The 26,302-nt window shown below is 63.2% G+C and carries 23 protein-coding genes; 19 read left to right on the plus strand and 4 right to left on the minus strand.

Going from position 1 to position 26,302, the window contains the following annotated elements; translation table 11 throughout:
• The first annotated feature begins 2 nt into the window (after window positions 1–2).
• The 3 genes from KQI17_RS13915 (at window position 3) to KQI17_RS09885 (ending at window position 3,584) form a co-directional block, all read left to right on the plus strand.
• Window positions 3–1,895, plus strand: a complete 1,893-nt coding sequence (locus KQI17_RS13915) for an EAL domain-containing protein (protein WP_216496003.1) — start codon at window positions 3–5, stop codon at window positions 1,893–1,895.
• Between the two features lie 10 nt (window positions 1,896–1,905).
• Complete coding sequence (locus KQI17_RS09880) at window positions 1,906–3,318, plus strand: sensor domain-containing diguanylate cyclase (RefSeq protein ID WP_216496004.1); 1,413 nt, start codon at window positions 1,906–1,908, stop codon at window positions 3,316–3,318.
• A gap of 89 nt (window positions 3,319–3,407) precedes the next feature.
• Window positions 3,408–3,584 carry a hypothetical protein gene (locus KQI17_RS09885; RefSeq protein WP_216496006.1) on the plus strand — a complete coding sequence of 59 codons (177 nt, stop codon included), beginning with the start codon at window positions 3,408–3,410 and terminating at the stop codon, window positions 3,582–3,584.
• Window positions 3,585–3,822: 238 nt separating this feature from the next.
• On the opposite strand, the gene pta is transcribed toward KQI17_RS09885, so the two are convergent.
• Complete coding sequence (gene pta / locus KQI17_RS09890; RefSeq protein ID WP_216496008.1) at window positions 3,823–4,797, minus strand: phosphate acetyltransferase; 975 nt, start codon at window positions 4,795–4,797, stop codon at window positions 3,823–3,825.
• A 334-nt stretch (window positions 4,798–5,131) separates the two neighbouring features.
• Here pta and KQI17_RS09895 point away from each other — a divergent pair, with 334 nt between their 5' ends.
• From KQI17_RS09895 to KQI17_RS09950, 12 genes are all read left to right on the plus strand, one after another.
• Window positions 5,132–6,859, plus strand: coding sequence for a M23 family metallopeptidase (locus KQI17_RS09895; RefSeq protein WP_216496010.1), 1,728 nt, complete (start codon window positions 5,132–5,134; stop codon window positions 6,857–6,859).
• A gap of 228 nt (window positions 6,860–7,087) precedes the next feature.
• Window positions 7,088–7,543 carry a ribosome maturation factor RimP gene (gene rimP / locus KQI17_RS09900; RefSeq protein WP_216496012.1) on the plus strand — a complete coding sequence of 152 codons (456 nt, stop codon included), beginning with the start codon at window positions 7,088–7,090 and terminating at the stop codon, window positions 7,541–7,543.
• Window positions 7,544–7,583: 40 nt separating this feature from the next.
• The gene (nusA, locus tag KQI17_RS09905) at window positions 7,584–8,648 is read left to right on the plus strand and encodes a transcription termination factor NusA (protein ID WP_216496014.1); all 1,065 of its coding nucleotides are present in this window, start codon (window positions 7,584–7,586) and stop codon (window positions 8,646–8,648) included.
• Between the two features lie 20 nt (window positions 8,649–8,668).
• Window positions 8,669–8,941: an RNase P modulator RnpM gene (rnpM, locus tag KQI17_RS09910; RefSeq protein WP_022017948.1), complete on the plus strand. Its 273-nt coding sequence runs from the start codon at window positions 8,669–8,671 to the stop codon at window positions 8,939–8,941.
• On the plus strand, window positions 8,934–9,596 hold the full coding sequence (locus KQI17_RS09915) for a ribosomal L7Ae/L30e/S12e/Gadd45 family protein (protein WP_216496015.1): 663 nt from the start codon (window positions 8,934–8,936) through the stop codon (window positions 9,594–9,596). Before rnpM ends, KQI17_RS09915 begins: the two co-directional genes overlap by 8 nt.
• 84 nt (window positions 9,597–9,680) lie before the next feature.
• Window positions 9,681–12,041: a translation initiation factor IF-2 gene (infB, locus tag KQI17_RS09920; RefSeq protein ID WP_216496042.1), complete on the plus strand. Its 2,361-nt coding sequence runs from the start codon at window positions 9,681–9,683 to the stop codon at window positions 12,039–12,041.
• Between the two features lie 202 nt (window positions 12,042–12,243).
• Entirely contained in the window at window positions 12,244–12,639 is a 396-nt protein-coding gene (rbfA, locus tag KQI17_RS09925; protein WP_022018897.1) for a 30S ribosome-binding factor RbfA, read from the plus strand.
• On the plus strand, window positions 12,636–13,580 hold the full coding sequence (locus tag KQI17_RS09930; RefSeq protein ID WP_216496016.1) for a bifunctional oligoribonuclease/PAP phosphatase NrnA: 945 nt from the start codon (window positions 12,636–12,638) through the stop codon (window positions 13,578–13,580). The genes rbfA and KQI17_RS09930 overlap by 4 nt, the downstream gene beginning before the upstream one ends.
• Before the next feature lie 497 nt (window positions 13,581–14,077).
• Window positions 14,078–14,938, plus strand: coding sequence for a tRNA pseudouridine(55) synthase TruB (gene truB / locus KQI17_RS09935; RefSeq protein WP_216496017.1), 861 nt, complete (start codon window positions 14,078–14,080; stop codon window positions 14,936–14,938).
• Window positions 14,939–14,950: 12 nt separating this feature from the next.
• A complete protein-coding gene (locus tag KQI17_RS09940; protein ID WP_216496018.1) occupies window positions 14,951–15,874 on the plus strand; it encodes a bifunctional riboflavin kinase/FAD synthetase in 924 nt (307 codons plus the stop codon).
• A gap of 119 nt (window positions 15,875–15,993) precedes the next feature.
• The gene (locus KQI17_RS09945; RefSeq protein WP_216496019.1) at window positions 15,994–18,051 is read left to right on the plus strand and encodes a SpoIIE family protein phosphatase; all 2,058 of its coding nucleotides are present in this window, start codon (window positions 15,994–15,996) and stop codon (window positions 18,049–18,051) included.
• Between the two features lie 61 nt (window positions 18,052–18,112).
• The gene (locus tag KQI17_RS09950) at window positions 18,113–18,385 is read left to right on the plus strand and encodes a hypothetical protein (protein WP_022017853.1); all 273 of its coding nucleotides are present in this window, start codon (window positions 18,113–18,115) and stop codon (window positions 18,383–18,385) included.
• A 299-nt stretch (window positions 18,386–18,684) separates the two neighbouring features.
• On the opposite strand, the gene KQI17_RS09955 is transcribed toward KQI17_RS09950, so the two are convergent.
• A complete protein-coding gene (locus KQI17_RS09955) occupies window positions 18,685–20,067 on the minus strand; it encodes a radical SAM protein (protein ID WP_216496020.1) in 1,383 nt (460 codons plus the stop codon).
• Window positions 20,068–20,335: 268 nt separating this feature from the next.
• On the opposite strand from KQI17_RS09955, the gene KQI17_RS09960 reads away from it, so the two are divergent.
• Entirely contained in the window at window positions 20,336–20,668 is a 333-nt protein-coding gene (locus tag KQI17_RS09960) for a helix-turn-helix domain-containing protein (protein WP_253285766.1), read from the plus strand.
• A gap of 1 nt (window position 20,669) precedes the next feature.
• On the plus strand, window positions 20,670–21,224 hold the full coding sequence (locus KQI17_RS09965) for a TetR/AcrR family transcriptional regulator (RefSeq protein WP_216496022.1): 555 nt from the start codon (window positions 20,670–20,672) through the stop codon (window positions 21,222–21,224).
• A gap of 50 nt (window positions 21,225–21,274) precedes the next feature.
• On the opposite strand, the gene KQI17_RS09970 is transcribed toward KQI17_RS09965, so the two are convergent.
• Together KQI17_RS09970 and KQI17_RS09975 are read right to left on the minus strand one after the other, a co-directional pair.
• Window positions 21,275–23,038 (minus strand): Na/Pi cotransporter family protein, encoded by a 1,764-nt coding sequence (locus KQI17_RS09970; RefSeq protein ID WP_216496024.1) that lies wholly within the window; start codon window positions 23,036–23,038, stop codon window positions 21,275–21,277.
• A gap of 157 nt (window positions 23,039–23,195) precedes the next feature.
• Complete coding sequence (locus KQI17_RS09975) at window positions 23,196–24,089, minus strand: hypothetical protein (protein WP_216496026.1); 894 nt, start codon at window positions 24,087–24,089, stop codon at window positions 23,196–23,198.
• A gap of 217 nt (window positions 24,090–24,306) precedes the next feature.
• Here KQI17_RS09975 and KQI17_RS09980 point away from each other — a divergent pair, with 217 nt between their 5' ends.
• Together KQI17_RS09980 and KQI17_RS09985 are read left to right on the plus strand one after the other, a co-directional pair.
• Window positions 24,307–25,380: an FAD-binding protein gene (locus KQI17_RS09980; protein WP_216496028.1), complete on the plus strand. Its 1,074-nt coding sequence runs from the start codon at window positions 24,307–24,309 to the stop codon at window positions 25,378–25,380.
• A gap of 2 nt (window positions 25,381–25,382) precedes the next feature.
• Complete coding sequence (locus KQI17_RS09985) at window positions 25,383–26,300, plus strand: PfkB family carbohydrate kinase (protein ID WP_371821984.1); 918 nt, start codon at window positions 25,383–25,385, stop codon at window positions 26,298–26,300.
• Window positions 26,301–26,302: the final 2 nt, after the last annotated feature.

Raw genomic sequence — 26,302 nt, forward strand, 5'->3', positions numbered from 1 at the left:
CTGTGCGCCGAAAAAAGCTCTTGGGAATCACGCTCTGCGCCGTGCTGACGATCGGAGCGCTGCTGTGCTGTATGCAGGATGCAAGCGCGAGGGAGACGCTTCTGATCTCGGGAAACGCCGATCTCTATCCCATCGAGTCCTATGACCGCGGCAGGGAATGCTATGTCGGATTGCTGCCGGAGCTGTACGAGCGCCTGAGTGAGCAGACAGGGTACGATCTTGTCTATCTTCCGTACAGCAAGAACACAACGCAGGCGCAGCAGACCGCAAACCGGCAGGCGGACATTATTTCCGCCTATCCCTCCGGCGCGGTCGACAGCGGCGCGATGCGCCGTCAAGTGCTGCTCTGCACGATAGAACATGACGGCGCAGAGCGCGCGATATATGTTGGCTTTACCAACGCACTCACGCCGGAACTGGCCGGCGCGCTTGCACAAGCGCTGGAGGACCTCTCCGGCGCGGAGAGCATCGGCGTCCTGGCAGACTATACGAATAGCAGCGGCGCGGAAGCCTACCGTACCAGGTGGCTCATTACGCTCGCCGCATTGATCGCGGCGATGCTTGCCGCGGCGGTCGCGCTGATAGTCTTTGCGCGAAAAAAGCGCGCCGAGCAAAAGACCAACGCCCTCATCGATCCGCGCTACGGCATCGGAAATGACCGCTTTTATCTGCATTGCGTGGAAACGCTGCTCCCCGCCCCGCTGCGGAGTCTTACCTATGTTGTCTGCGTCGGCTGCGATATGCCCTCGCTGGAGCATCGCTTTGGCGAGGCGGAGCGCGAGGAGATCTTCTCCCGCGCGGCGGAGTTTCTCCGGCGCGGCTGCGCCCGCGAAGATTACCTTGCCTGTGTGGGGCGCGGAATGTTCGCCCTGGTGTGCCAACGCAGCAGCCGCGAGGCGGCACAGCAGCGCGCCGAGGGGCTTATCCGCGGGCTGGACGGCTACCTTGCGGGCTTCCGCGCCGAATATGCCGGCGCGTTCCGCGCGGGCATCTGCTCACTGGAGGAAAACCCGGACTACAGCGGCGAGGCCGCGCTCTATAGCGCGCGGCAGGGCTGCGCCTATGCGTTCGGTCACGGTATGCTCTGCGCGTTCGGCAATAAGCGTATGGTCGGTGAAAGCGAGCAGCTCGACCGGCTGCGCCGCCGCACGGCGGAGGCTGTCGCCAAGGGCGAGTTTGAGCCGTACTTCCAATTTGTGGTGGATCGCGGCGGCACGATCATCGGTGCGGAGACCATATCCCGCTGGCAAAGCCCCGAGGATGGACTGCTGCCGCCGTCCAAGTACATCGACCTGATGATCCGCGCCGGTACGGTCACAGAACATGATCTCTATATGCTCCGCTGCGCCTGTGCACAGCTCCAGTCATGGAGACGCGAGGGGCTGGAGAAGCTCTGCCTGTCCTGTAATTTTACGCGCCAGTCGCTCTCGGACGAGCGGACCTTGCCGCGTGTGCGTGAGATCGCGGAGCAGTATGACTTTTCACATGACTGCCTTATTATCGAGATCACGGAGGATTGCCTTGTGCATGACCGGAGCGCAGCAGCGGAAACGCTCAACGGTCTGATCGCGCTGGGCTTTCATATCGCGTTGGACGATATGGGTGCCGGTTACTCCTCACTTTCGGATCTGTGTACCTACCGGTTCGACTATGTAAAAATCGACCGCAGCATCCTCCTCGATGCGGAGGAGGAGCGCGGAAGGGCATTGCTTGCCGGTTTGGTGCAGCTTGCTCACAGCATGGGTATCCGAGTGCTGTCTGAGGGCGTGGAAACAAAGGAACAGTTGGATATTGCGCTTGCGGCGGGCTGCGACTTCATTCAGGGCTTTTATTTCTCGCGCGTCCTGCCGAAGCGGGAGGCGGAGCGCTATCTGCGCGAGCTGACAGAGCAGTAAGGAGAAAGAAATGGAAAACAAAACGCGTTCGCGTGTCATGCTGGCGATCACGCTGTTCAGCGCGATCGTATTGTCGGGTACGGTCTTCGTCTGCGCAAGGCGCGCAGGTGAGGAGGTCACACAGCGCTCCTTCGATGAGCTGACGACCGCAACAAAGCAGCTTGCCAAGGACATCAACAATGCCACACGCACGGACCAGATCATTCTCTCCGCCATGGCGGAGCTGATCGCCGGGCAGGACGAGGACGATCTGGATTCTGTGCTGCGCATCATGAACACCTTCAGCCTTGATAAGACCTTTGTCTCCGCCGTCGCGCTGCTGCGACCCGACGGCACACTGCTGCTGACCGACGGCGCCCGCTACGACGTTTCCGGCGCATTCGATTTTGAAACAGAGGCGGCGCGGGGCGCGTACATCTCCGACCGCGTCACAAGCTACTTTGCGCCGGAAAAGCTGGTGGTGCGCAACGTCGTGCCGGTGAAGCGTGGCGGCGAGACCATCGCCATCCTCTATGGCATGGTGCCGTTGCAGGAGCTCTCGCGCAGCTACAAGACCGACCTTTACGGCGGCAACGCCTTCGTTCTCATCGTGGATGGAAATACCGGCGACATCCTGCTGGATACCTGGCATGACTCGCTCGGCAATCTCTCCGACCTGCGTGGCCGCAAAATGCTCAAGGGCTACACCTACGATCAGGCCATGGAGAATATCCCCAACGGTATCGGCGGCGATATGTGCATCGTTTCCCGCTCCACGGGGCTGACGCTCTACCTGCACTACGAGCCGGTCGGTATCAACAACTGGAGCGTCGTTCTCGGCGTCAGCGAGCAGGACGCGCTGGCGGGAACGCGCGGCGTGGTGAAGATCCTCTACCTGATGTCGGTCATCGTCGGCGCGATTTTGCTGAGCTATCTTGCCTACATCAGCTGGTACCTGATCTCGGCGCGACGCGGCGTTTGCCGTATGAGCATTACGGACCAGGGCACGGGCCTGATGAACCGTGTCGCCTATGAGAAGTGTCTGCGCAAGAGCGACCAGCGCGTTATCGCTCCGGCCGCCTGCATTTATATCGACGCGAACGGCCTGCACGAGATCAACAACGAGCGCGGTCACGAGGCGGGCGACCAGCTGCTGCGCGCGGTCGCAGAGCGTCTGCGGGAGCAGTTTCCGAGGGACGATCTCTACCGCGTCGGCGGCGACGAGTTCGTCGTGTTTCCCGCGCCGGCGGCAGAGGCGGAATACGAGGCGCGGATGCGGGCGGTTTCTGAAAGCCTTGCCGCGCAGGGCCACAGCATCTCCTACGGCATCGCCGTCTGCGAGGCGGCAAACGGGCTAAGAGAGCTGGTCCGCGAGGCGGACGAGAAGATGCTCGGGAGCAAGCGCGCCTACTACGCCGAGCACGATCGCAGAAGGCCGAGATAACGCCAAGACGACAAAACCGCTTTTGTATGGGAGTGTAGTAGAATGGCTTCGAGGCAGGAAACAAACCGGAGACCGCAAACGGAGGAAACATGAAAAGAAAAGGAACGATCATTCTTACGATGCTTCTTGTATTTGCCATAGAGGTTTGCCTGATCTACACACTCAAGGGCAAAATGGACACGCTTTTGCAGTTTACAAAAATTTTTTCGGTGTTCCTGCTCGTCCTGCTTGCGGGTCAGCTGAGAGATGCGGGAAAGAGAGAGTAAGCGTTTCAATCTGCTGAAGAGTGACAGAAGCCATGGATAATAAGAAAAAGAGGAGCGCCGCTTGGCGCTCCTCTTTGCTGTGCAGTTTTATTTCGCTTATGCCAGAGCAGCAGTGATAATGGCCATCGAATAGCAGCGCAAGGCTGCGCCTTGTCTGCTGTATGCCCGATTTGATTCACGGCGCTGCCGCGCCGCCCCGCCGTTGGCGGGGCCCCGGCCGCTCCGATGGCTCGGAGTCTCACGCGAGAGCGGCGGTGATAATGGCCATCGAATAGACCTCCTGCGCGTTGCAGCCGCGGGAGAGGTCGTTGATGGGGGCGTTCAGGCCGAGCAGGATGGGGCCGTAGGCGTCGAAGTTGCCGAGACGCTGGGCGATCTTGTAGCCGATGTTGCCCGCGTTGATGTCGGGGAAGATGAAAGTGTTGGCGTGGCCGCCGACGCCGTCGGAGATATGCTTGGTCTTGGCGACGACGGGGGAGACCGCCGCGTCGAACTGGAACTCGCCGCCGATGGGGGTGTTGGGCATTTCGGCCTTGGCCTTCTCGCAGGCGTTGCGCATCTTGTCGACGTCCTCGCCCTTGCCGGAGCCGAGCGTGGAGTAGCTCAGGAAAGCGACCTTGGGGTCGACGCCGAAGATCTTCGCGCACTCGACGGTCTCGCGGCAGATCTCGACCAGCTCGTCCTCGGTGGGCTTGATGTTGATGGCGCAGTCCGCCATGGCCAGCACCTCGTTCTCACCGGACGCGGCGGGACGGACCATGATGAAGCAGGAGGAGACGATGTTGCTGCCGGGCCTGGTCTTGATGAGCTGCAGCGCGGGACGCACGGTGTCCGCGGTGGAGTAGGTCGCGCCGCCGAGCAGGCAGTCGGCCACGCCCATCTTGACGAGCATGGTGCCGAAGTAGTTGCCCTTCTTCAGCGCGTCGCGGCACTGCTCGGGCGTCATCTTGCCCTTGCGCAGCTCGACCATCTGCTCGACCATCGCGTCCATCTCGGGATAGTTCGCGGGATCGGCGATCTCGGCGCCGCGGATGTTGAAGCCGGCGTCCTCGGCGGCCGCGGCGATCTCCTCGGGATTGCCGACGAGCACGGGCTTGAGGAAGTTACCGGACAGCAGACGGGCGCTCGCCTCGAGGATGCGGGGGTCGGTGCCTTCGGTAAAGACGATGGTTTTGGGGCTCTTTTTCAGGGTTGCGATCAGTTGACCAAACATATAGAGATTCCTCCGAATTTCTGTGCCGCAGGGGGGCGGCAGGAATTAACGGGAACAGTATACACCTCTTTTTTTCGCGTCTCAACACCAAATCATAAAAAATTTACAATTTTTCCATGATTTTTTGAAATGACGAAAAACAGCCGAAAATCCGCAGATGTTGTGCCGAAGGTGTACAAAAACGCGCAGATGTGGGGCGGCGCCCCGCCGCCGCGCACCGCAGGCGGCGATTCCTTGCGGAAAGCGGGGGTTGACGCGGCGGGAAAAAGAGGGTATCATAGCATTTGTTACAAATTGTAACCTTTTTAACGTCTTATGAGTTTGCGGAGTGAACATGGAACAGCGCAAAGGGAAGAGGCAACTGAATCAGGGCGTGCGCGTCAAGCGCACGGAGGAGAAAGAGAAGCGCGCCGACCGGAGCGCGGAGCGCACCCGGGAGGCGACTGCCGTCAGAGCGAAGCGGACGACGGAGAGCAGAGCGGCCCGCGGCGCGGAGACGTCGCTGGGGCAGAAGCTCAAAGCGATCCACGGCAAGGTCCGCAAGGCGGTGCACGAATCCCGCGAGCGGAATTTCCCGGAGTCCAACGGCGTGGCGGGGCAGCTGCTGCTTTTGCTGTGCGGCCTTGCGGCCTACTGGGGCGCGCTGGGACGCGAGAAGCTGCGCCTTGCGCGGCGCAGCCATATCCGCCGCACCGGCGGAACGTCCCGCGCCGCAAAATGGTGCAGAAAGAAGTATTACCCGCTTGCCTTCGGCGGTGCGGCGCTGGTGATCGCGGCGACAGCTGTTTTTGTCTCGCGCTATACCTTCGGCACCACCGTCATTTACGAGGGACAGGCGCTCGACACCGTGGCGAGCGAGCTTGAGGCGAAGCGCGTCACGGCGAGCATCGCGGACATCACCTCGGAGACGCTGGGCAAAACGTTTACGTTCTCCGACAGCTCCATTCAGTACACGAGCGGCCTGGTCGAGCGCAGCGCGATCGTGGACCGCGCCGAGCTGGAGGAGGAGCTGACCGACGAGATGGGCCTTGTCACACAGGGCTACTCCCTCTACATCAACGACGAGCTGATCGGCTCGACGCAGTATGAGGGCGCGCTGGAGGGCCTGCTCGACCAGCTCAAGGAGAGCTATATCTCCGAGGATACGCTGACCGTTGACTTTGTCGAGGACGTCCGCATCGCCAAGGGCTACGTCCCGACCGAAAGCATTATGAACCTCGGCCAGATCGCCGAGATCCTCAACTCCACGAAGGAGGGTGAGGTGACCTACACGGTCGTCAAGGGCGACACCTGGAGCGGCATCGCCAACAGCCATGGCATGACGACCAAGGAGCTGCTGGCCATCAACCCCGACTTCGACATCAACCGCCTGCAGATCGGCGATGAGCTGACGCTCTCCAACGCCGTGCCATATCTGACCGTTATGGTCACCGAGCGGCAGAACTACGTCGAGGATATCCAGTACGACATCACCTACACCGACGACGCGACCATGTACAAGGGCGACTACAAGGTCCTCTCCAAGGGCGTCTACGGCACGGCGGACGTCGTGGCGGACGTCACCTATGTCAACGGCGAGGAGACCGAGCGCACCGTCATCTCCAGCGTCACGCTCACCGAGCCGGTCACCGAGCAGCGCGCACAGGGCACCAAGGCGCGCCCGAGCTGGTATCCCACCGGCAGCTTCCGCTGGCCGACGAGCGGCCGCATCACCTCCTACTTCGGCTACCGCAACACCGGCATCCGCGGCGCGTCCACCAACCATAAGGGCGTTGATATTGCGGTACCTTACGGCACGCCGATCTACGCGGCGGACGGCGGCGTGGTCAGCTTCTCGGGCTACAAGGGCGCGATGGGCTATGTGGTCATTATTGACCATCAGAACGGCTTTAAGACCTATTATGAGCACAATTCCTCGCTCCTAGTCTCCGCCGGACAGACGGTGTACAAGGGCCAGCAGGTCGCCAAGGCCGGTCGCAGCGGCGTCGCCAGCGGCGTCCACTGCCACTTCGGCATCATGTACAACGGCACCTATTATAACCCGCTGAACTATCTATCCTGACCCGAATTTGAAGGGGCGTCCGGTCGGACGCCCCTTTTTCCCGGCAAAACGGCAGTTTTTTCATAAAAAATGAGCCGCCGTGGCAATAAAAGGCTTGCAATCGGCATAAAGCTATGGTAATATGCTTATGTTATTTCAGTCGGTCAGGCAGAGTGGACTTTCGGTCCGCTCTTTCTTTTGCAATTTTTGCCTTGAACAAACACTTTTGCACACGAAAGTGAGGGAGCTATGAAAAAGGTAACGGAGATCGTCGCGGAGCTCGCCCGCCCCGTTGTGGAGGAGCACGGCTGCACCCTGTGGGACGTGGAGTATGTCCGCGAGGCAGGGCAGTGGTACCTGCGCCTTTTGATCGACAAGCAGGGCGGCGTGGACATTCTGGACTGCGAGGCCATCTCGCGCGTCGTGAGCGACCTGCTCGACGAGGCGGATCCCATCGAGGGAAGCTATGTCTTTGAGGTCGGCTCCGCGGGAGCCGAGCGCCCGCTCAAGCGTCCCGCGGACTTTGAACAGTTCATGGGCGCGGACGTGCTGCTCAAGACCTACAAGCCGCGCGACGGGCGCAAGGAGTTTTCCGGTGTGCTCGCGGGCTATGACAACGGCGCTGTGAGCCTGACCGTCGGCAGCGAAACGCTGCGCTTTGAAAAGCCGGAGATCGCGCTCGTGCGTCTCCGCTGCGACTTCTGACAACCACCACTTTATCATAAATAATAAGGAGCTTATTTCCATGAAATGCGATGAAATCTTTGCCGCTCTTGCAATGCTCGAAAAGGAGCGCGGCATTTCCCAGACCTTTATGATGGATAAGATCGTGCAGGCACTCACCACCGCCTACAAGCGCGACCACGAGGGCGTGGAGAACGTGATCGTGGATGTGGACGAGGCAAAGCGCGATCTGAAGATGTATGTGCAGAAGGAGGTTGTCGAAGAGGTCGAGAACCCCGGCACGCAGATGTCCCTCGAGGACGCGAAGAAGCTCTCCGCCAAGTACGAGGTGGGCAGCATCGTCAATCTTCCGGTCGATAACGTCGAGTTCGGCCGCATCGCCGCCGGCAACGGCAAGCAGGTCATCATCCAGGGTCTGCGCGAGGCCGAGAGCGGCATGGTCTACGAGGAGTACAACTCCAAGCAGCATGAGATCCTCACCGGCGTCGTCACCCGCATCGACCCGCGCAACGGCAGCGTCGCCCTGCGCATCGGCACGGGCGCGGAGGCGACCGACGCCATCTTGACCGCCGGCGAGCAGGTCAAGGGCGAAACGCTCGTCGAGGGCCAGCGCATCAAGGTCTATCTGGTGGACGTGCGCCGCCAGTCCCGCGGCCCGCAGGTCGTCATCTCCCGCACGCATCCGGGCTTGGTCAAGCGCCTCTTTGAGCTGGAGGTCCCCGAAATTTATGACGGCACGGTGGAGATCCGCTCCATCGCGCGCGAGGCGGGCAGCCGCACGAAGATGGCGGTGTGGAGTAACGACGCCAACGTCGATCCCATCGGCGCCTGCGTCGGTCCCCGCGGCCAGCGCGTGAACAACATCGTGGAGGAGCTGCGCGGCGAGAAGATCGACATCATCAAGTACAGCGACGACCCCGCGGAGTACATCGCCGCGGCGCTCGCGCCCGCCGACGTGGTCGAGGTCCGCATGGCGGACGACGGCAGCAAGGCCTGCCGCGTCATCGTGCCGGACGACCAGCTCTCTCTTGCCATCGGCAAGGAGGGTCAGAACGCCCGCCTCGCGGCGCGTCTGGTCGGCTATAAGATCGACATCAAGCCCAAGTCCTACAAGGACGAGGAGTAATTCGGAGGGGAGGCAGTCCCGTGCAGAAAGTGAAAAAGCTCCCGCAGCGCCAATGTGTGGGCTGCCGCGAGAGGAAGGAGAAGCGTGAGCTGATCCGCGTGGTCCGCTCGCCCGAGGGCGGGATCTCGCTGGACTTCAAGGGCAAAAAGCCGGGGCGCGGCGCGTACCTCTGCCCCGACCTCGAGTGCCTGAAGCGGGCGAGAAAGTCCCGCGCGCTGGAGCGGGCGCTGGAGACCGCCATCACGCCGGAGCTTTACGACGAGCTGGAAAGGGAGATGGTGAGCGGTGGATAAGCTTTTGAATCTCATCGGCCTTGCCCAAAAGGCGGGCCGGCTGGCCGTCGGCGAGGAGCCGACCGGCGCGGCGGCGCGGGCGCGCGACGCGCGGCTCATTCTGGTCGCCGCCGACGCCGCGGAAAACAGCGTGCGCCGCGTGCGGCACTTTGCCGACGCGGGACAGTGCCTCTGGTGCCGCATCGGAGCGGATAAGGACGCGCTTGGCCGCGCGGTCGGCCGTTCGAGCTGCGCGATGCTGGCGGTCACGGACATCGGCTTTGCCGAGGCCATCGCCAGGAAGCTCGCCGAGGGCGACGAGCGCTTTGCCGAAACGGCGGAGAAGCTCGCGGTCAAGGCCCGGCGCGCCGCCGAGCGGCGCAGGGAGGCCGAGGCGCACGAAAAGAACGTCCGCACCGGCAAGAAGCGTCCGGCGAAGAAAGCGGCGGAGGCAGGCGAAGCGGAGCCGAAGCGGACGGAAAAGCGTCCCGCGCTGCGGACTGCCGCGGGAGCGGGCGGAAAGCGCCCGACCGGCGCGCAGAGCCGCGGCGACGCGAAGAAGCCAAGCCGCGAGGAGCGTAAGCGCAGCGCCGTCAAGGCGGCGGCAAGAGCGCGCTACGCGGATTCCCGTCCGGTCAAGCGCGGCAAGGGCAGCTTGAAAAAAGAGAAGCAGTAATTCGGTCCCATCACATTTGGAGGTGTTATATTGGCTATTACGGAGAATAAGAACAAGGTAAGCAGTCTGGCAAAGGACTTCGGTATGCAGTCGAAGGATATCATTGCCATCTTGAAGGACTACACGGAGGCCCCCAAGGGTCACTCCCAAGTGCTGAGCGACCGTGAGCTGTCGATCGTATTCGACTATCTGACGCTGCACCATCAGGTGAAGATCGAGACGATCTTTGCCGAGACCTACACGGAAAAGAAGGAGGAGCCGAAGGCGGCTCCCGCTCCGGCTGCGAGCGCACCCAAGGCCGCGCCCGCTCCGGCGGCGAACGCACAGCCGGACGCCGCGAAGACGGCGGCTCCGCAGACAGCCGCGCCCAAGGCGGCTCCCGCCGCGGGGCAGACCGCGCCGGGCAAGTCCACCGCCACGCAGCAGCCGACCACCCGCGTGCCGGAAAAGAAGATCGTGGATACCCGCAAGTCCACCAACGTCAACCTCGACAAGTATGATGAGAAGCTGCAGGACATGGCCGAGCGCAGCAGCGCCGGCGGCGGACGCCGCGACAATCTGAGCGCCGGCAAGGAGAAGTTCCGCAGCGCCGCGAACAAGAAAAACGGCAGGGGCGCGCCGACCTTCTCCAACAAGCGCCGTCAGGAGGAGGCCGAGAAGATGCGCCGCCTCCAGCTCGAGATCGCCAAGAAGACCCCGCTGACCGTCAAGATCCCCGACGAGATCTCCGTCGGCGAGCTGGCGAGCCGCATGAAGAAGACCGGCGCGGAGGTCGTCAAGTGCCTGATGAAGAACGGCGTCATGGCGTCGCTTTCCCAGATGATCGACTTCGATACCGCGTCCTTTGTCGCCGAGGAGCTCGGCTGCAAGGTCGAGAAGGAGGTCGTCGTCACCATTGAGGAGAAGCTCATCGACGACCATGAGGATACCGCCGACGAGCTCAAGCCCCGCGCCCCCGTCGTGGTCGTCATGGGCCACGTCGACCACGGCAAGACGAGCCTGCTCGACTATATCCGCAACGCGCACGTCGCCTCCGGCGAGGCCGGCGGCATCACGCAGCACATCGGCGCCTATCAGGTGCAGATCAAGGGCAAGCCCATCACCTTCCTCGATACCCCGGGCCATGAGGCGTTCACCTCCATGCGTGCCCGCGGCGCGATGATCACGGATATTGCCATCCTCGTCGTCGCCGCCGAGGACGGCATCAAGCCGCAGACGGTCGAATCCATCAACCACGCCAAGGCCGCCGGCATCCCCATCATCGTGGCGATCAACAAGATGGATAAGCCGGACGCGAACCCCGAGCGCATCAAGGAGCAGCTCACGAAGTACGACCTGCTGGCTGAGGACTGGGGCGGCGACACCATCGTCTGCCCGATCTCCGCCAAGACCGGTATGGGCGTGGATAACCTGCTCGAGATGGTCGCGCTGACCGCCGAGGTCGGCGAGCTCAAGGCCAACCCGAACCGCGCCGCCAGCGGCGCCGTCATCGAGGCGCGCCTTGACAAGGGCCGCGGCCCCATCGCGACGCTCCTCGTGCAGAACGGTACGCTCCATCAGGGCGATATCATCATCGCGGGCACGGCGGTCGGCCGTGTGCGTATGATGACCAACGATAAGGGCCAGAAGCTCACGAGCGCGGGTCCGTCCGTTCCCGTGGAGATCACGGGCCTCGGCGAGGTGCCGGGCGCGGGCGCGAACTTCAACGCCGTCGCCGACGAGCGCCTGGCGCGCGAGCTGGTCGAGCAGCGCAAGGCAGAGGAAAAGGCCAAGGCGAACGAGCCCATCTCCAAGGTCTCGCTGGAGGATCTGTTCAGCCAGATCCAGGCGGGCGAGATGAAGAACCTGAACATCATCGTCAAGGCGGACGTGCAGGGCAGCGTCGAGGCGGTCAAGGCCTCGCTGGAGAAGATCTCCAACGACGAGGTCCGCGTGCGCGTCATCCACGGCGCGGTCGGCGCGATCAACGAGAGCGACGTCATGCTCGCTTCCACCTCGAACGCCATCATCGTCGGCTTCAACGTCCGTCCCGACGCGGCGGCCCGCGACAGCGCGGCCCGCGCCCACGTCGATATGCGGATGTACCGCGTCATTTACGACGCCATCAACGAGATCGAGGCGGCCATGAAGGGTATGCTCGCACCCAAATTCCGCGAGAACGTCATCGGCCACGCCGAGATCCGCCAGACCTTCAAGGTGTCCAACGTCGGCACCGTCGCCGGCTGCTATGTCACCGACGGCAAGATCCAGCGCTCCTGCGAGGCGCGCATCGTGCGCGACGGCATCGTCATCCACGAGGGCCATCTCGCCTCCCTCCAGCGCTTCAAGGACGCCGTCAAGGAGGTCGCCTCCGGCTACGAGTGCGGCCTGAACTTTGAGAAGTTCAACGACATCAAGGAGGGCGACGTGGTCGAGGCCTACGTCATGGAGCAAATCGAACAGTAAGATGTTTTCAAAAATACGCATCGCGTATTTTTGAGCAGGATGCAGGGTGCTGCGGCGCACGCGCTGTGCTCGCACACCTGCACCCTGAGCGGTATTTTTTCAACGATCACAATTTTTGCGCCGTGCGCGGCGCAATTCTGCGAAGCCTTAGGTGAGGGCGGGCGGTCGCCCGTCCTCACCTTTCTCAAAGGAGGTCATTTTTATGGCAAGCAATCGCATCGGGCGCATCAACGAGGAGATCCAGCGCGAGCTGAGCTCTCTGTTCCGCACCCTCAAGGACCCGCGCGTGCAGGGCGGCATGGTCACCATCACGCACGTTGACACCACCACCGACCTGCGCTACTGCCGTGTGTTCGTGAGCGTGCTGGATAAAACGCAGGAGAAGGACGTGATCCGCGGCCTGAAGTCCGCGGCGGGCTATCTGCGCCGCGAGCTGGGCATGGCGATGAGCCTGCGCTACACGCCGGAGCTGCAATTTACGGCGGACGATTCCATCGAGTACGGCGCGCACATTCTGGAAATGCTGCGCGACCCGACGAAGGTCAAGCCCGCGAACCCCGCAAACGAGCATATTGTACTGGACGGTGAGGAAGAATGACGGTCAAGGAGGTCGCCGCCTTTCTGCGCGCGCATGACAGCTACCTGATCCTGACCCACCGCCGCCCCGACGGCGACACGCTCGGCTGCGCCGCGGCGCTGTGCGCCATGCTGCGGCAAATGGGCAAAACGGCGGCGCTGCTGCCGAACGCCGAGGTCACGAGCCTCTATGCCGATTACGTCGCGCCCTATTGGGCGGCGGAGGACTACCGCTATGAAACGGTCGTCTCCGTCGATCTCGCGGCGCTGGGGCTGTTCCCCGACAATGCGGAGCGCTTTAAGAACAGGGTCGATCTTGCCATCGACCACCATCCGAGCTATGAGGGCTTCGGAAAGGAAAGCTGCGTCCACCCGGAGTGTGCCGCCTGCGGCGAAATTCTCTATGAATTGGCGGTCGAGCTGGGACAGCTCACGCCTGCCGTCGCCCTGCCGCTCTATGTCGCGGTCAGTACGGACACAGGCTGCTTCGTCTACTCCAATGTGACGGCGAACACGCACCGCGTAGCCGCCGCGCTGATGGAGACGGGTATCGACTACCGCGCGGCGAACAAGCGCCACTTCCGCACCAAAACGAAGAAGCGGCTTGCGCTGGAGGCGGAGCTGCTGCGTACGATGGAGTTTTACGACGAGGGGCGCGTGGTCGTCGTCACGCTGCCGCTGAGCCTTGCGGAAAGACTCTCGCTCACCGAGGCGGACATGGACGATGTCTCCGCCCTCGGCGGCGTGGTGGAGGGAACGGACTGCTCCATCACGATGAAGGAGACGAAGGACGGCGCGTGGAAGATCAGCGTGCGCACCGGCGCGCGCGTCAACGCGACGAAGGCCTGCGCCGCGCTCGGCGGCGGCGGGCACCGCGCGGCCTCGGGCTGCGTGTACCACGGCCCGCTCGCGGAAGCGAAGGCGGCGATCCTCGCCGCCGTGCAGGCTGCGGCGGAGGAGTAAAGAGCAGTTCCGCCTTGCGGCGAAACGCTTGAACGGCGAAAACGCGCCGAATGCTTGGCGCAAAGGAGGCGCGATCTATGCCGGATGGCATTCTTATCATCGACAAGCCGACAGGCTGGACGAGCATGGACGTGTGCCTCCCCACGCGGTCAACGACCGCGCGGGGACCCCTCTGATTTTTCATCCTCGGCGGAAGTGAATTCCGCCTGCGGCAAGGTTCCGCCTTGCGGCGAAACGCTTGAACGGCGCAAACGCGCCGAATGCTTGGCGCAAAGGAGGCGCAGCCTATGCTGGATGGCATTCTTATCATCGACAAGCCGACAGGCTGGACGAGCATGGATGTGTGCCTCCCCACGCGGTCAACGACCGCGCGGGGACCCCTCTGATTTTTCATCCTCGGCGGAAGTGAATTCCGCCTGCGGCAAGGTTCCGCCTTGCGGCGAAACGCTTGAACGGCGCAAACGCGCCGAATGCCTGGCGCAAAGGAGGCGCGATCTATGCCGGACGGCATTCTCATCATCGACAAGCCGACAGGCTGGACGAGCATGGACGTGTGCGCCAAGCTGCGCGGCATCCTGCGCGAAAAGCGCATCGGTCACGCGGGAACGCTCGACCCCATGGCGACCGGCGTCCTGCCCGTGTTTGTGGGCCGCGCGACCAAAGCGGTGCAGTTTGCCGAAAATGGGCGAAAGGAATACCGCGCCGTTTTGAAGCTCGGCACGGTCACCGACACGCAGGATACGACCGGCGCGGTGCTGGAAGCGCATCCGGTCACCGTCGGCGCGGACGAGGTGCGCGCGGCACTGGAGCACTTTACCGGCGAGCTTTTGCAGCTCCCGCCGATGTACTCCGCGCTCAAGGTCAACGGACAGAAGCTCTACGCCCTTGCGCGGCAGGGCAAGACCGTGGAGCGCAAGGCGCGCGCCATCACCGTTTACGAGCTGGAGCTGCTGGAGCAGTCCGCACCGGACGAATTTACCCTGCGCGTGGTGTGCTCCAAGGGGACCTACATCCGCACGCTCTGCCACGATCTCGGGCAGGCGCTCGGCTGCGGTGGCTGTATGGCGGCGCTGCGGCGCACGATGGCGGCGGGTTTCCGCATCGAGGAGGCCGTGACGCTTGAGCGGGCGCAGGAGGAGCGCGAAGCCCTGCTCCTGCCGCTGGACGAATATTTCCGTGCCTACCCGCGCTTTACCGTGCAGAATGAGACGCAGGAAAAACGCGCCTACAACGGCAACGCCTTCACCGCGCGCGGCGTCGCGGATGGGGAATACCGCGTTTACGACCGCGCGGGGAACTTCCTCTCGCTCTCCCGCGCGGAGGGCGGCGAGCTGCACGCCATCAAGAATTTCTTTTGAGGAAAACCGACCATGAGTGAAGCAACTGTTATCGCCCTCGGCTTTTTTGACGGGGTGCATCTGGGCCACGGTGCGCTGCTGCGAAAAACGGCGGAGCACGCCCGCGAGCTGGGCGTCACGCCCGCGGCCTTTACCTTCGACCGCTCGCCGAAGGAGTTTGTCACCGGCGTTCCCGTGCCGCTGCTCACAAGCGCGGCGGAGCGCGCGGAGATCATCCGTGAGTATTATGGCATCGGCACAGTGTTTGTCGAGCCGTTCGACCGCGCGATGATGACCATGCCGTGGGAGGACTTCATCACCGAGCTGCTGGTGAAGAAGTACCGCGCCGTACACCTCGTCGCGGGGCACGATTTCCGTTTCGGCTACAAGAATCAGGGCGATCCGGAGAAGCTGCGCGAAAAATGCCGTGCGCTCGGCCTTGGCTGCGACATCATTCCCAAGGTGGAGCTGGACGGCGTGACCGTCAGCTCGACCTATATCCGCTCGCTCATCGAAGCGGGCGAGGTGGAGCGCGCCGCGCGTTTTCTCGGGCATCCGCACCGCATGAGTGGCACGGTCCGCCACGGCGAGGGCATCGGCAGAAAGCGCCTTTTTCCGACGGCAAACCTTGTGCCCGACGCGCACATCATCGTCCCGAAGCGCGGCGTATACGCCACGCGGGCGCACCTGCCCGACGGCACGCAGCGCGTCGGCGTGACGAACGTCGGCGTGCGCCCGACGGTCAGCGAGGCAAACCGCGTGACGGTGGAGACCTACCTGGCGGGCTTTGACGGCGACCTCTACGGGCAGGAGCTGCGGCTCGAATTCTGCGCCTATCTGCGGCCGGAGAAGAAGTTTCCCTCCGCACGGGAGCTGCACGACCGGATCGCCGAAAATATCCGCGAGGCGGCGTCGCTCGTTTCCCTGACAACGTATGACGAAAAAACCGATAAATAGCATAAGAAAAAAGAACGGAGTCTTTCCGTTCTTTTTTGTTATTTCACGGCGCTTTTCCGACGCGCTTTTTGCCGCCTCTCCGCTACAATGAGGAAAAACGACCGGGAGGTGGACAAGCCTTGAAGCGTGGAGAGCTTGCCGTAAAATTGGAACGATGGGAGCCGCTGGCCCCCTGCGCCGCCTGCTTCCTGCTGACCGCTGTGCTCTGCGGCGCGCAGCTTTTCGGCGGCTATGCGCCCTTTGCCCTCGGGCTTGTCGCCGCGGCGGGAAGCGGGAAGCGCGGCCTTGCCGCGCTGCTCGGCGGCGTGGCCGGAGCGCTGGTGTTCCTCGATTTTTCCCACGCGCTGCGCACGCTGGCGGTCGCGGTGCTGCTCTACACGGCGAACAACGCCTTCTGCGAAACGAGGTGGTATCGCTCGCGGCGCTTCCTGCCAGTGATGACGGCGCTGATGTACCTTGCGGTGGAGCTTGTGTATCTGCTGCAGGCGGGGGCGGACCGGGCGGCGCTGTGCCTTTTGAGCATTGCGCTTGCCGTGCTGGCGGCGGTGTGCGCCCGCGCGGTGCTTGAGGGGAAAACGATGAATGAGGAGCAGCGGCAGGCGGCGCTGCTGGTGGTCGTCACCGGTGTGCTGATGGCGGCGTCCGCGCTGCGGCTTGAAAACGGCTTTGCACCGGGGCGCATCCTTGCGATGCTGCTCGTGATGCTGCTCGCCTACGACCGCAGCGCCGGAACGGCGCTGGCGGCGGCGCTCGGCATCGGGCTTGCCATGGATCTGACGGCGCAGCCGGGGAGCTTCCTCCACGCGGCGGTCTACGGCTTCGGCGCGCTTTCGATGGGAAGGGAGCGCCGGGGACGGCGCGTGGGCGCGGCGCTGCTGTGGTGCGTGCCGCTCCTCCTGCTCTCTCTGCCGCTGGACGCGGAGCAGGGTCTGATTCTGCTCTACGAGGGCCTTTGCGCGACGCTCCTCTTCCTCGTGCTGCCGAACCGGCTGTTCGGCGGCAAGCGGCTTGCGGTGGAGAAGCCGGAAGCGGATACCGCGGAGACGGAGGAGGCCGAGCGCTCTACGGCGCGCCGCCGCCTGAGCGCGACCGCGCTCGCGCTGCGCGAGCTGTACGACAGCCTGATGCGCACGCCGAAGGCGGAGGACGAGAACCCCGCGATGATCTTCGACCGCGCGGCGGAGCGCGTGTGCCGCGGCTGCTCGCTGCGCACGATCTGCTGGGAGCGCGACTATGCCAAGACCTACAACGCGCTCAACGACGCGACGCCCGCGCTGCTCACGCAGGGGCGCGGGCGCGGCGGCGACTTTCCCTCGTATTTTACGGACCGCTGCATCCGCTTTCCGAGCTTTCTGTCGGCGGTCAACAGCGAGCTGAGCGCCTTCCTGCTGCGGCGGCAGTACCGCGGGCGGCTCGCCGACACGCGCGCGCAGGCGGCGGGGCAGTACGCCCAGCTCTCCGAGCTGCTCAGCGGCGCGGCGGAAACGCTGGAGGCACAGCCGACGGCGGCGGAGACGCTGCTGACCTATCGCGTGGGCGCGGCGCTGCGGCCCAAGGAGGGCGAGAACGTCAGCGGCGACAGCGTGACGCATTTCGAGACCGAGGACGGACGGCTCTGCCTGCTGCTCTCCGACGGCATGGGCTGCGGGGAGGAGGCGCGGCGCGAGTCGGCGCTGGCGGTGCGGCTCTTAGAGCGCTTTCTGCGGGCGGGCGTGGAGACCTCCGGTGCGCTCAAAACGCTCAACAGCGCCCTGACGCTGCGTGCCGAGGTGTCCGAGAGCTTTACGACCATCGACCTTCTGACGCTTTCGCTGCGCGACGGCGCGGCGGAGGTCTATAAGTACGGCGCGGCGCCGTCCTACGTCAAGCGCGGCGCTCGGGTGCGGCGCATCACCGGTTCCTGTCTGCCGGCGGGCCTGCAAAGCGCGGATACCCGGCCGGAGACGACCGGCTTCACGCTGGAGAAGGGCTCCTTTTTCGTCATGCTCAGCGACGGTGTGGCCGACGTGAACGACGACGGCTGGCTCATGGCGCTGCTGGAAAAATTTCAGGGCGACGATCCGCAGACGCTTGCCTCGGCGATTCTTGCCGCGGGCCGTGAGCGCCGCGGCGGCGATGATGATTGCGCGGTGCTGGCGCTTTATCGGGATAAGGACGGCGGCGCGGTGGAGGTATAAGCGGGGCCGCGCGGGGGAATACTTTCCTTGTCAAAATTATGTGGGCAAGGAGTGATGCGCCATGGTCAGGGGTACGTCCCGACGGGTGATCGTTGTGGAATCACCGGATACCAATTTGTTTGAGCAGGCAATTTTCATCGTGCGCAACGATGCGCTGAGTAAGGACGGCGTGACGGCGCAGCAGCTCGTGGACGAGGCGTGCCGCGTCGCCCGGAGCTATACGCGCTCGCACAGCACGCGCCGGCCGCTGCTGCGGTGCGGCTCGCCCGTGTTTTGGAGCGCGGCGGGCGCGCTCGGCATTGCACTGGTCTGGCTTTTGACTGCGCTGGTCTGAGGAAGACCGGTCTCCTCCTTGGCGGGACGCTTTGGGCGTCCCGCCCTTTTTGTACTGTCGAAAAAGTGGCAAAACCACTTTTTCGAGAAGGCTTCGCTGCGTTCTGCGCCTCGGTTGTCCGCTGAAAGCGGACAATTCGACGCTCACTCCGCGCAAAGTGTTTTCTGCCACGCGCAGGTCGCAGCAGAAAACGGATCATATCGCTTTCGCGTCTGCGGACGCGAAACTCTGCGAGGCTTTTCAATAGGCTGAAAAAAGAGCCGCGGAAGCGGCTCTTTTCGCTTGATCGGAAGGGGGACTCAGACCTCGTGGCCCTCCTCGGCCCAGAGCTTTTCAGCCTCCGGCTTCCAGCACGCGGCGTAGGCATGGCACTTATCGCACAGGTGCTCGGCGCTCTCGGGCGCTTCGAGGTCGGTGGAATGTGCGCCGGCGCGCTTGACCATCTCGGGCAGGCGCTCGGGGTTTTCCAGCATCGGGCAGGGGCGCAGCAGGTTATCGTTGAAGGGCTGGCCCCTGCGGTACTCCAGGAAGAGAGGCTGGCGCAGGCAATCCAAAAAGCTCTTTTCGCGGATGTTCGCGCCGGAGTAGTGGATGAAGACGCAGGGCTCGACGTCGCCTGCGGCGTTGATGTGGCAGTAGAGCTTGCCGCCGGCGATGCAGCCGTGCGTGAACTCGCCGTCGTTCTGGAAGTCGATGGCGAAGATCTCCTTGCCGCCGGTGAGACCGCGGATCTCGCGCACGCGGTCCTTCATATAGGCGCGTTGCTCGGGCGTGAGCAGCAGGTCGGTCGCCGCGCCCATGCCGACGGGCATATAGTGGAAGTACCACGCGAAGTAGCAGCCCTTGGAGATGAGCAGGTCAAGGAACTCGTCGCTCGTGACGACCCGGTAGTTCTTGCTCGTGTAGCAGATGGACACGCCGAACGGGATGCGGTTTTTCTGCATCAGCTCCATCGCCGCGAGCGCCTTTTCAAAATGGCCCGCGCCGCGGCGGCCGTCGTTGGCGTCCTCGAAGCCCTCAATGCTGACCGAGACGATGAAGTTGCCCACGCGCTTGAGCTCGTCGCAGAACGCCTGGTCGATGAGCGTGCCGTTGGTGAAGGCGTGGAAGGCGATGTCGCGGTGCTTTTCGCACAGACGGAAAATGTCCGCCTTGCGCATGAGCGGCTCGCCGCCGGTGAAGAGACAGGCGTGGGTGCCGAGCGCTGCGCCCTCGGTCAGCACGCGGTCCATCTCCTCGAAGGTCAGGTTCTGCTTGTAGCCGTACTCCGCCGCCCAGCAGCCCGCGCAGCGCATATTGCAGGCGCTCGTCGGGTCCATGAGGACGATCCACGGGATGTTGCAGTCGTATTTTTCGGAGTTCGCCCGCGCCTGCTGGAAGCCGCGGAAGCCGCCCTCGTAGGCGGCGGCCGTCAGGAAGGTCCGGAGAAGATACGGGTCGCACTCGCGCAGCAGACGCTCGGCATAGTGCGCCCACTTGCTGCTCGGGTCGTTTGCGATCTTGTGCAGCATCGCAAAGGTCTCCGGCTCCCAGACGCTCGAGTGGATCCTCTGCACCATACTGACAAGGTCGTCGGCGACCTTGCCGACGTCCTGCGTCCGGCTTTTCCTGATGAGTGAGTCGAGCATCGTCTCAAACGCCTTGCGTTCGGCGGCGTGGGCGAGCTTTTCGGTTACGGTCATGGTTCCGTGCGCTCCTTTCAGCGTCCTGTTTGTGATCAAAATTTTGCCGTGTTCGGCGGGCTTGCCATTTGTTCCCTCATGGTAGCATTTGCAAAGAGGGACAAAAATAGACAAACAGGCGCATTTCACACAAAAACCGGGCACTCGCCGAAAATTGCCCAAATCGGCTCTCTTGCGGAAATTACGGAAGCAGCGCTATAATAATGCCGCAGAACGAAAAAAATACCATTGCTTCCGTTTTGGAAAGCGATGGGGAGGAGGGATCACTTTGGAGCGGAATACAGCCTCTGTGAGAGCGGCGGACGAGCAGCTTGACGCGCTGCTCGGCCATCGCGGCGCGGCGACCGTTTCGCTGCTGTTTGCTTTGTCGGACGGCGCGAAGCGCTTCGGCGTGCTCCGCTCACAGATGGGGCGGATGTCGCAGAAAACGCTGGTGGCGGAGCTGCGGGCGCTGGAGCAGCTCGGCGCGGTGGAACGCATCGTTTTCGCGGAGATCCCGCCGCGCGTGGAATATTCGCTGACCGCGGCAGGCGAGGAGTTGGTCCCGCTGCTGCGCGCGGTGGAGACATGGTGCGCGAGGCGCACGGGAAGGGTGGAGTGACATGGCAGTACGCACCAAGCAGGCGATCCGGCAGGCGTTCATTGAGCTGCTCAACGAGCGCCCGCTCGACAAGATCTCCGTGAAGGATATCGCCGAGCGCAGCACGGTGAACCGCAACACGTTCTATTACTACTACGCGGACATTTACGCGCTGGTGGAGGAGATCTTCCAGACGGAGACGCAGCTTTTCATGGAAAAGCTGCACAGCTATGCCTCGTGGGAGGAGGCGTTCCGCGAGGCGACCGCCTTCGTGTCTGAGAACAAGCGGGCGGTGCACCACCTGTTCAACTCCGGCAACCGGAACATTCTGGAGCATTATTATCATAAGGTCACCTACGCCGCCATGCTCTCCTATGTGCGCGGACAGGCCGAGGGTCTGAGCGCTGCTGAGGAGGACATTCAGGCGCTCGCGCAGTTTTACGCCGCGGCGCTCTCCGGTATGACCGCCGACTGGCTGCGCGGCGGCATGAAGTCCAACGTGAATGACCACATCGACCGGCTGGGACGGCTGCTGGAGGGCAACATCCGGCAGGCGCTCGAGCGCAGCTGCCGTTGATACAAAAAAAGGAAGGACCGACCCCGGCGGGGGGCGGTCCTCCTTGCACCTTACTGTGCGCTTGCGGGAGCGGGCAGGGCGTATTTGGCGGCGTAGCGCTCAAACTCGCTGCGGAAGGCGTGCGTATCGCTGTGCGCCGCGCGGAGCGTTTCGTGCAGATTGAGATTGTGCTGCGCGGCGTCGATGACGCAGCCGGCGATGTTGGAGCAGTGGTCGGAGGTGCGCTCGAGGTTCGTGAGCAGATCGGACCAGACGAAGCCGGCTTCAATGCTGCAATGCCCCTGCTGCATCCGCAGGATGTGGCGCGTGCGCATCTGCTCCTTGAGCGTGTCGATGACCTGCTCGAGCGGCTCGACCAGCTCGGCGAGGGCGACGTCCTGCCGCTCGAACGAGCGCAGCGAGAGGTCGAGGATCTCCCCGATGGCGGCGGCGAGCACGTCGTATTCGCGCGTGGCTGCGGCGGAGAAGGCGAGCGACTTGCCGCGCAGCTCCTCGGCGGATTCGAGAATGTTCACGGCGTGGTCGGAAATGCGCTCAAAGTCCCCGATGGACTTTAAGAGCTCGGTGGCCTCCTCGCTCTCGTCCACGCCCATTTTGCGGGCGCTGAGCTGAACGAGATAGGTGCCGAGGATGTCCTCATAGTGGTCGCAGCGCTCCTCGTCGTCGCGGATGCTTCGGGCGAGCGTGTCGGTGTATTCGGTGAAGGAGCGCAGAGCGTTGTTCAGCGCACGCACGGCGCATTGCGCCATTTCGCAGGCGACGGCGCGGCTGCGGCTGAGCGCCAGCGAGGGCGCGGCGAGCAGACGCTCGTCCAGCTCGGAAACGGTTTCCGCGCTCTTGCTGTCGGGGACGAGGCGGATGGCGAGCTTTTCGAGCAGATCGCCCGCGGGCAGCAGCATGGCTGTGCAGAGAAGATTGAACACCGAGTGCGCCACGGCGATGCCGGCGCGCGTGGCGCTTTCATCGAGCAGCGCGGGAGCAAGGACGGCGCGCACGATGCAGAACACGCTCAGCAGCACGGCGACACCGATGACATTGAACAGCAGGTGGACGACTGCCGCGCGGCGGGCGTTCTTATTCGTGCCGACGGAGGAGAGCATGGCGGTGACGGTAGTGCCGATGTTCTGTCCCATGATGATGGGGATGGCGGCGGCATAGCTGACCGCGCCGGTGGCGGAGAGCGCCTGCAGGATGCCGACGGAGGCGGAGCTGGACTGGATGATGCCGGTGAGCACCGCGCCGACCAGCACGCCGAGGATCGGATTCTTAAAGGCGAGAAAGAGGTTCGTGAACGCGGGGACCTGCGAGAGGCCGGAGACCGCGCCGCTCATCGTCTCCATGCCGAACATGAGCGTGGCAAAGCCGAGGAGAATGGTGCCGGTGTCCTTTTTCTTTGCGTCCTTGCAGAACATATAGAAGACGATGCCGATGAGCGCGAGAACGGGCGTGAAGGAGCTGGGCTTGAGCAGCCGCAGCCAGACGCTCGAGCTCTCGATGCCGCCGAGGCTCAGAAGCCACGCGGTGACGGTGGTGCCGACGTTCGCGCCCATGATGACGTTGATGGCCTGCCGCAGCGTCATCAGCCCCGAGTTGACAAAGCCGACGACCATGACGGTGGTGGCGGACGAGCTTTGAATGATGGCCGTTACGCCCAGACCGGTCAGAAAGCCGACGAGCGGCTTGCCGGTCATCTGGTCGAGCAGCGAGCGCAGCCTGCTGCCCGCGCGACGCTCCAGCGCCGAGCCCATCAGGCTCATGCCGAACAAAAACAGCGACAAGCCGCCGAGCATCGTCAGAAAATCAAAAATATCCATATTCCATCCCTCTTTTGTTTCCTTGATCTTACCCATTCTTGACCAAGCTAAAGCATAAGGGAGAAATGTCAAATCCGTTACCGCTCTTTTGTAAAATCCGTGTAAAATGAACAGCACCTGCCGGAAGGCAGGCGCTGCTTTGCGATGTGCGCTTCGTTCAGCTGATCCACTCGGGGCCGTTGATGCGGTAGTCGCCCCACACGCCGTCATTGTTCTGCACGGCGACACACTCCGAGAAGCCGTAGGCGCCCAGCGCCGTGCGCCACTTGCTCGCGTCAAAGCTGACGGTGTTTTTGATGTTGTACTGCGTCATGGACGGGAGTTCCCCGCCCTCCGAGAGGCTGGGCAGATTGAATGTGACCGGATCGTCGGTCTCGGTGATGGTGAAGAGAACGCCGTTCTCCCACGCGGGGAAGATGTCCTCGCCCTCCAGACCGCTGATGTAGCCCTCCTCACAGAGCTGCTCGTAATTCAGCTCCATCGGCTCCGCGCTGTGAGACTGCGCGAAGGTCCACGCCACCGCGCTGCGCTCGGCGGGCGTGAGCGAGGTCGCGGCAAGATCGACGCTGATATATTTTACGTCGCCGTTCAGCCCCTCGTCCTTGCCCCACAGGTCGTTCAGCACACGCAGATAGAGCGCGCAGCGGTCGTCAAATTCGTCCGGCAGGACGGTGATGCGCTCCACCCCGCCGAACAATGCGGGATAGCTCTCCAAAATATCGCCGCCGAAGGCGACCTCGACCAGCGCGCCGACCGCAAGCTGACCGTCGTCGAGCAGCTCGCCGCGCTCCGTCGGCTCGCGGTACAGGGGAAGCCCGCTCGCGTCAAGCGTGTAGATGTCGCCCCGCTCGCTCTCTACATCCGCGAGCAGCAGCGTGTTGCCCTCGCCGACCGCGACCACGCGGCAGCGCGCGACTGCGCCTTCTGTTTTGGGCGAAGGCTCCTGATTGCCGCCGTCCGACGCAGGCGGGCAGGCCGCCTTCCCCGCGCAGCCCGCGAGCAGGGCGCAGAGCAGGGCGAGGGCAAGCAAAAGGGAAAGACTTCGTTTCATGGAAGGTACCTCCTCGAATGGTTTCTGTTTCCTTAGACGGACGGGAAGAAAATTTTGTTCCCAAAATTTTTACAAAATCGCGGGAAATCGGGCTTGACATTCCGAAGAAAAGGTGGTATTTTGACCTTTCTTAATTGGGCAACGCCCAATCGGGAGTTGAAGAAAGCGCCCTGCTGTGCTATGCTGAAGAAAAGAAAAGCACAAGGGAGGACGCTCCATGCAATACGATGCCGCCATCATCGGCGCGGGCCCTGCAGGCGCGACCTTTGCCCGCCGCCTCGCGCAGCAGAGTCCCGAGCTGAAAATTCTGTTGCTCGACGCGCAGGACGAGGGACACAAGAAGCCCTGCGGCGGTCTGCTCGCGCCCGACGCGCAGAAGACGCTCGCTCACTTCGACCTTGTACTGCCCAAAAGCGTGCTTGCCGATCCGCAGATCTTCGCGGTGGAGACAATGGACCTGCGCACGCGCCGCGTGCGCTACTACCAGCGCTATTATCTCAATATGGACCGCTACGCCTTCGACCGCTGGCTCGTTTCGCTCGTGCCGCCGACGGTCGAGATCGTGCGGGGGCGCTGCACGGCCGTGTCGAGAACGGACGGGGGCTTCGTCCTCACCGTGCGGACGGCGGAGGGCGCGCGGTCGTTCACCTGCCGCTGCCTCATCGGCGCGGACGGCGCGCGGTCCATCGTGCGCGAGACCTTTTTTGACCGTCCTATCTACCGCTATGTGTCGCTGCAGCAGTGGTTCCGCGCGACGGACAAAGCTTTCCCCTTTTATTCCTGCATCTTTGATCCCGAAACCAGTGAAAGCTGCTCGTGGCTGATGCACAAGGACGGCTTCGTGATCTACGGCGGCTGCTTTGAAAAGACGAACTGCCGCGAGGCGTTCGAGCGGCAGAAGGCGCGGCTCGCGGACTTCCTCGGCCACGACTTCGGCGAGCTTGTGAAGACCGAAGCCTGCCTTGCCGACCGGCCGAGGCATTGGCGCGATTTTGTCACCGGCGCGGACGGCGTGTACCTCATCGGTGAGGCCGCGGGCTTCATCAGCGCCAGCTCGTTTGAGGGCATCTCAAGCGCCATTCGCAGCGGCAGCGCGCTGGCCGACGCATTCCGGAACGTAAAAAACACGTCGAAAATTACAAGAAGTTATCGGAAAAAGACCTTTTCCCTGCGCTGCAAGCTCTTTCTGAAGATCTGGAAGCGCTGGTTCATGTATACGCCGTGGGTGCGCTCGCTCATCATGCGAAGCGGCATCGAGAGCATCCGCGTGCGCCGCTCAAAGGAGGACTGACTGTGACCGCATCACCCTACATTGCCGTCGTCGGCGGCGTGAACATCGACATCGGCGGGCGGAGCGACGCCCCGCTCGTCGCCGGAGACTCGAACCCCGGACGCATCCGCTCGAGCCTCGGCGGCGTGGGCCGCAACATCGCCCACAACCTCGCTCTGCTCGGCGCAAAGGTCAAGCTCATCACCGCGCTCGGCGCGGACGACGGCGCGAAGCGCATCGAGGCGTCCTGTGCCGATCTCGGCATCGACTTGACGGACAGCCTGTATGTTCCCGACGGCGCGACCTCGACCTACCTGTTTCTCGCGGACAGCAACGGCGATATGGCGCTTGCCATGAACGATATGGCTATCTACGAGCACCTGACACCCGCCTTTCTGGAGACGAAGCTAATTACGCTCAACGCCGCCGCGCTCGTCGTGCTCGATACGAACCTCAGCGCGGAGAGCATCCGCTATCTCGGCGAGCACTGCACCGCGCCGCTCTTTGCCGATCCCGTTTCGGCGGCGAAGGCCGGCAAGCTCGAGCCGGTCCTCGGGCGGCTCCACACGCTCAAGCCAAACCGTATGGAGGCGGAGCTGCTCTCCGGCGTGACGGTCACGGACGAGGCGGGCCTGTATCGCGCAGCGGATACGCTGCTCGCCGCGGGCTTGCAGCGCGTCTTTCTTTCGCTCGGCGCGGACGGCGTGCTTGCCGCCGACCATGAGAGAAAGGTGCATCTGCACAACCTCCCCGCGCGTATGGTCAACACCACCGGCTGCGGCGACGCCTTCATGGCTGCCGTCGCCCGCGCGTTCCTCGACGGCGCGGACCTTGAGACCGCCGCGAAGCGCGGCCTTGCCGCCTCCGCCATCGCGATGGAGAGCGCCGACACCATCAACCCCGCCATGAGCCTTACGGCCGTGGCTGAAAGAATACAGTAATT

It is taken from the genome of Oscillibacter sp. MSJ-31, assembly GCF_018918025.1.
In the GTDB taxonomy this organism is placed as follows: domain Bacteria; phylum Bacillota; class Clostridia; order Oscillospirales; family Oscillospiraceae; genus Hominicoprocola.